This is a genomic window from Pseudoflavonifractor sp. 60, assembly GCF_009911645.1.
GTDB lineage: Bacteria > Bacillota > Clostridia > Oscillospirales > Oscillospiraceae > Lawsonibacter.
The window spans coordinates 1-5421 of the sequence record NZ_QWKI01000219.1 but is presented as its reverse complement, the minus strand read 5'-3'; the positions used below and the strand labels follow the sequence as shown (position 1 = coordinate 5421).

The 5421-nt window shown below is 62.5% G+C and carries 4 protein-coding genes; all 4 read left to right on the top strand.

The genetic code is table 11. From position 1 onward, the window contains the following. Nucleotides 1-308: 308 nt before the first annotated feature. Genes D1646_RS20020 through D1646_RS20005 form a run of 4 tightly spaced genes read left to right on the top strand, consistent with a single transcriptional unit; the run spans nucleotide 309 to nucleotide 5271 of the window. Nucleotides 309-1409, top strand: a complete 1101-nt coding sequence (locus D1646_RS20020) for a hypothetical protein (protein ID WP_160638148.1) — start codon at nucleotides 309-311, stop codon at nucleotides 1407-1409. A 16-nt stretch (nucleotides 1410-1425) separates the two neighbouring features. After that, on the top strand, nucleotides 1426-2721 hold the full coding sequence (locus tag D1646_RS20015; RefSeq protein WP_160638147.1) for a hypothetical protein: 1296 nt from the start codon (nucleotides 1426-1428) through the stop codon (nucleotides 2719-2721). 9 nt (nucleotides 2722-2730) lie between these two features. Then, on the top strand, nucleotides 2731-4026 hold the full coding sequence (locus tag D1646_RS20010; protein ID WP_160638146.1) for a hypothetical protein: 1296 nt from the start codon (nucleotides 2731-2733) through the stop codon (nucleotides 4024-4026). Between the two features lie 9 nt (nucleotides 4027-4035). Further along, the gene (locus D1646_RS20005) at nucleotides 4036-5271 is read left to right on the top strand and encodes a hypothetical protein (RefSeq protein ID WP_160638145.1); all 1236 of its coding nucleotides are present in this window, start codon (nucleotides 4036-4038) and stop codon (nucleotides 5269-5271) included. Nucleotides 5272-5421 lie beyond the last annotated feature (150 nt).

Here is a 5421-nt window from a genome sequence, read left to right as displayed (position 1 = left end):
GCGGAACTCTTTCTTAAACCCTCCTGACTCCTCCTTTTTCTTTTTTGTTGCACTTCATTGACAATCTGCCGTGCCCCTTTGGCCGCCTGCGGGCGGGACGGGGGATGAACCCTGCGCAGCAGGGCCCCACAAGCGGCGCAGCCGCTTGCCCCCTTTTGAAAGGGGGCCCCTGAGCGAAGCGAGGGCGGGGGATTGTCCCTGGGAAGACTACCTTCTATTTCAGATTTCAAATTGAAGTAATGCCAGCAAATCAATCCCGGCCCGGCCTCATAGAACGGCAAAAGTCACACAGAAAGAAAGGAATCGCTATGAATCTAAGAATCATGCCCCGGACTCCCTTCTCCACGCCCCTGTCCCGCTCTGCCCGGGAGACGGAGCGGCGGATACAAAATATCATGCGCGGCCCTCAAAAGCGGCCCCCGATGATTTTCATAGTTTTGGTGTCGGTTTTCTGCCTGCTGAGCGGCAATCTGGTGTCCTGCAACGTGGCCGAGGCGGAGGCGCCGGATACCCCTGATACTTCCGCTTCGGTGTCCGTACCCCCGGATGCCTCCGCCCCGGGGGAGCCGGTCTGGACTCCAGTGGAGCTGGACGCCGGTCTGATGAAATATAAGGGGAAGACGATAGACTGGTACTATGAGGATTCCTTTCCCACGGAGGAGGAGATGGCCCTGCTGGAACATCTCCCGGCGGACCAGCTGCCCCGGGAGGCGGTGGAGGCATACTACGCCGCACGCCGGGACTACTGGCGGGATACCCTCCTGCCCGTGGCCTATGACGAGAAGGAGGACGTCACCGTCTATCTGGTTGTCAAACCAGACAGCATGCCCAACGCGGAGCCTCTGGTGAACATCCCGGTGTGGGAGCCGGAGCGGCGGGGCATTGTCCTGCGCCATGGGGACCGGGCGGAGTACTTCCACCTGTGCTGGGACGGCAACGCCAAATACGGCGGCAATCCTTCGCTGCTGGTGGACGACTTCGACTCCGACGGCCAGCCCGAGGCGGCGGTGGTCCTGTGCCTGGGCGGGGGCACCGGGGCCTATGAGGAGGACCTGTACATTTTCGACCTGGACACCATGACCTGCACCGTCCCCGACTTCACCCAGGTCCCTCTGGAGATCTCCGCCAGCCCCGACGGGAAGACTGCCCGCCTGGTCAGCGGGGAACAGGAGCTGGAGGTGGATATCTCCGATCTGGGCGACCGCTTCGACGGCAAAATGGAGGTGGGGAACATCGTCTGCTTCCACCAGAAGGACGGGCGGCTGTTCTGCGAGCTGGACGTGGATTTCACCTGCATGACGCTGGAATATATGGCCCTGGCCTACTTCCCCGTGATTTATGAAAACAATTCCTACAAGCTGGGCCCGGCGGAGCTGCTCACAGACGATATGTTTCTTGAGTGGCCGTAACAGAAAGGAGTAGGCCATGAATCCTCCAATGCCCCGCACCCCCTTTTCCATGTCCCTGTCCGGTTCGGCGCGGCTGGCGGAGCTGCGTATCCGGAACATCTTTGCCGGGCCCAAGAAGCGGCCCCCGGCCATTTTCATCGCCCTGGTGTCGGCCTTCTGTCTGCTGTGCGGCAATCTGGTGTCCTGCCAGCAGCGGCCCGCCGAGCCGGCCCTGGTCATGGAGACCCAGTACTACGACAGCTATGCCAACTACCTGGAGATTCCCACCCTGGTCCTTCCGGAGGGAGAAGAGAATCCGGCGGCGGACGCCATCAACGCCGGGCTGGCGGAGCTGGGGGCACAGTATGACTACCTCAAGACCAACGAGGGGGTATCCCGGCGGTGTACCCTGTACCCCTCCACCACCGAGCGGTACATCAACCTGGTCTTCTTCGAGGACTTGGGGGACTATGGCAACGACGGCTATGTTCGCACCTGGGTTTATGACAAAAAGGAGGGGGCCCAGGTGACAGAAGAGGACGCCTTTGCTCTGGCTGGGACAACCCGGGAAGAATTGTATTCCAAGCTGGAGCAGCTCATCGCCGCCGACCCGGAGGACCCCCGGGAGCTGTACAAAATCGGTGACCCCATCAACCTCCAGGGCTTCCGCGTCAAGGCGGACGGCAAGCCGGTGTTTTACTTGGCCGCCATGGTGGACGGCAGAGAGCTGGAGAACGGCGGCTATCTGGACGAGTGGGCCCGCCTGTACATCTGGGACGAGGGGGAGTTTTCCCGGTACTCCTGGGCCATCTGGGCAGAGGGTATGTACCCTCTGGTCCCGGCGGAGGAGACCGACCAGCTGGACCCGCCCCTGTGGAACCAGTGGTATTTCGCCGGGGAGGAGCCGGAGGGGGGCTTTGTCAGCCGGTACGTCCCCGGGACGGACCCCTACGGTGAGATTCATCATGGGAGCGGCCATTTCATTTCGACCGTCTTGGATCAATACCACTCGTATACCGAGGAGTGGCAGGTCTATTATGCCGAGAATCAGTCGGGCCAGGAAGAGACCGGCGATATGCGGCTGGGACCGGTGGATTACCTGGGGGAGATCCCCTGGGGGGAGGACGCTTACGCCGCCGCCTATCTGGTGTGCCGCACCTTCTATGTTGACGGCCCCCGAGGGCTGGAGTGGTATTCCAACTATGAGGTGCTGGTTTTCAGCCGCGGGGCCGCGGACGGCGGCTTTACCGGCCTGCTGGGGCGGATGGACTATGAGGACCGGATGGGCGAGATGGACGCCGGGGAGATCATCCGGGAAGCTGTGGGAGAATAGGAGGACGCTATGGACAAAAAGGTACCCCGCACCCCCTTCGCCACCTCTCTGTCTGGGTCGGCGCGGCTGGCGGAGCTGCGTATTCGAAACATCTTCGCCGGCCCGAAGAAGCGGCCCCCGGCCATTTTCATCTTTCTGGTGTCGGCGGCCTGCCTGCTGTGCGGCAATCTGGTGTCCTGCCAGCAGCGGCCCGCCGCGCCAACCCTGGTGATGGAGACCCGGTATTATGACACCGGCAAAAATTACATCGAGATTCCCGCCCTGGCCCTCCCCGCGGGAGAGGAAAACCCGGCGGTAGACACCATCAACGCCGCCCTCAATGACCTGCGGGAGGAGTACGCCCTCCAACTGGAGACCGCCTCGGGCGGTGCGGCCTGGGAAAACCAGTGCCTGTTCTACCCCTCCACCACCGACCGGTATTTAAATCTGCTGTTCTTCCGGTCCCGGTTCACCACTGACCTGAACACCGGCCATGTGTTCTCCCTGGTCTACGACCTGAAGAAGGGAACAGCGGTCTCCGTGGAGGAGGCCCTGGCCCTGGCCGGGCTGAACGAGAAGGGGCTGCTGGATCAGGTGACCGAACAGGTCCAGCTTCAAATAGACCGGGACTCCCAGGAGTACGGTTTTCCGCTGGCCCTCCATAATCTGACCCTGGAGGGCTTCCGTGTCAAGGCGGACGGCCAGCCTGTCTTTTACCTCACCGGGCGCGTCGATGACGTGGACGACGAAGTTCAGGACAATATCAGCGGGGCGGACCATATGTACATCTGGGAGGACCGGGCTGTCACGACCTACAACCAGTACAGCGCGGAGCCCGTCCCACTGGTCCCGGCGGAGGAGACCGACCAGCTCTCCCCGCCTCTGTGGAACCAGTGGTATTTTGCCGGGGAGGAGCCGGAGGGGGGCTTTGTCAGCCGGTATGTCCCCGGGGCGGACCCCTACGGCATCAATTTTTACAATGTCCTGCTGGACTGCTACGCCCAATATCAGGATGAGTGGAACATTTCCTACTCCGACAACCAGACGGGCCAGGAGCAGGATGGGGACCTGCGGGTGGCGGCCATGGACTATCTGGGCGAGGTTCCCTGGGGCGAGAATGAGTACGCCGCCGCCTATCTGATCTGCTATACGTTTTACATCGACGGCCCCCGGGGGCTGGAGTGGCACGCTAACCATGAGGTGATTGTCCTGAGCCGCAGCGCCGCCAACGGCGTATTCACCGGCCTGCTGGGGCGGACGGACTACGAGGACCGGATGAGCGGGCTGGACGCCGGGGAGATCATTCAGGAAATCGTGGGAGGATAGGAGGACGCTATGGCCCCAAAAATGCCCCGCACACCATTTTCAACCCCCCTGTCCCGCTCCGCCCGGGAGACGAAGCGGCGGCTGGAGCACATCATGTGCGGCCCCCAGAAGCGGCCCCCGGCCATTTTCATCGCCCTGGTGTCGGCCTTCTGCCTGCTGAGCGGCAATCTGGTGTCCTGCCAGGTGCGGGAGGAGGGCCCGCCCCAGGCGGAGGTGTGGGTGGACTATCAGAACAGCACGGAGCTTCCCTGGGAGGACGTTCTGGAGACCCAGTTGCCCGAGTACCCCGGCGTCACCTTCCGCTGGACGCCCTATCAGGTCAGCGCGGTGGAGGAGGGGGAGGAGCGGACCCTGCTCCATGGAATGCCTGTGCTGGCCGTCTTCCTGTGGGACTTCACCGGCGACGGCCTGCGGGAGCTGTGCGCGGTGACAAACTGGGGGTCGGGGATGATCGACCAGCGGGTGGAGGCGTATGACTATGCCGCCGGGGAGGTGTATATGCTCCGGAACCGGGGGATGTTTGACTACGGCCTGTCCCTGGGGGAGGGAGAGCTTCAGGTGACCCGCTCCCGGTACAGCGGAACCCGGGAGAGGGGCCAACTGCTGTCAACGGGGCGGCTGGCCATTGAAGAGGGTACCATTCTGCTGGAGGGCGAAGAACGATATAAGGCCCTGGGGCTGGCGGAGGAGGTCCCCGTGCTCAGCGATAACCCGGACCTGGCTTATCTGCTTATGCGGGAATACCACACCTACTCCTCGGAGGCTGATACCCGTATGAATGCCTATACCCTCCTGACCCGGGAGGGGGAGGGCTGCACTCTGGCGCTGGCCAAGGTGGACGGCGGCCCCCATATCGCGGGGCAGGGCAACCTGATGCTGGGCCTGTGGGACCAAGAGGAGCGGGAGTGGCGCGGCCCCGTCTATACTGTGGGGGGCGACGATGGGGAGTTCTCCTCCTGGACCGCAGAGGACGGCTCACTCCATATCCTGTGCGCCAATACCATGTGGTACGGAGGGTACGCGGGCTCATATACCGTGGGACACTACCGCTTCGACGGCCAAAATCTTACCGAGCTGGACCGGTGGATGGGAGAGGATGACTACCGGCTGGTCCCCGTGGAGGGCGGGCTGGAGGTGTATGTGCTCAACCCCCAATACCTGCTCCAGCACTACAATCCGGAGTATAACGGCGTCCCTCTGCCCGAGATGTGGGTCTATGATCGCTTCGAGCCGGTAGAATCCTAACCCCCGTCCCTGCTGGCGCAGGGCTACACAAGCGGCGAAGCCGCTTGCCCCCTTTGACAAAGGGGGCCCCTGAGCGAAGCGAGGGCGGGGGATTGTTTCTGGGAGCGCTATCTTCTCCCACAAATTTCAAGACGAAGCAGTGCCAGCAAA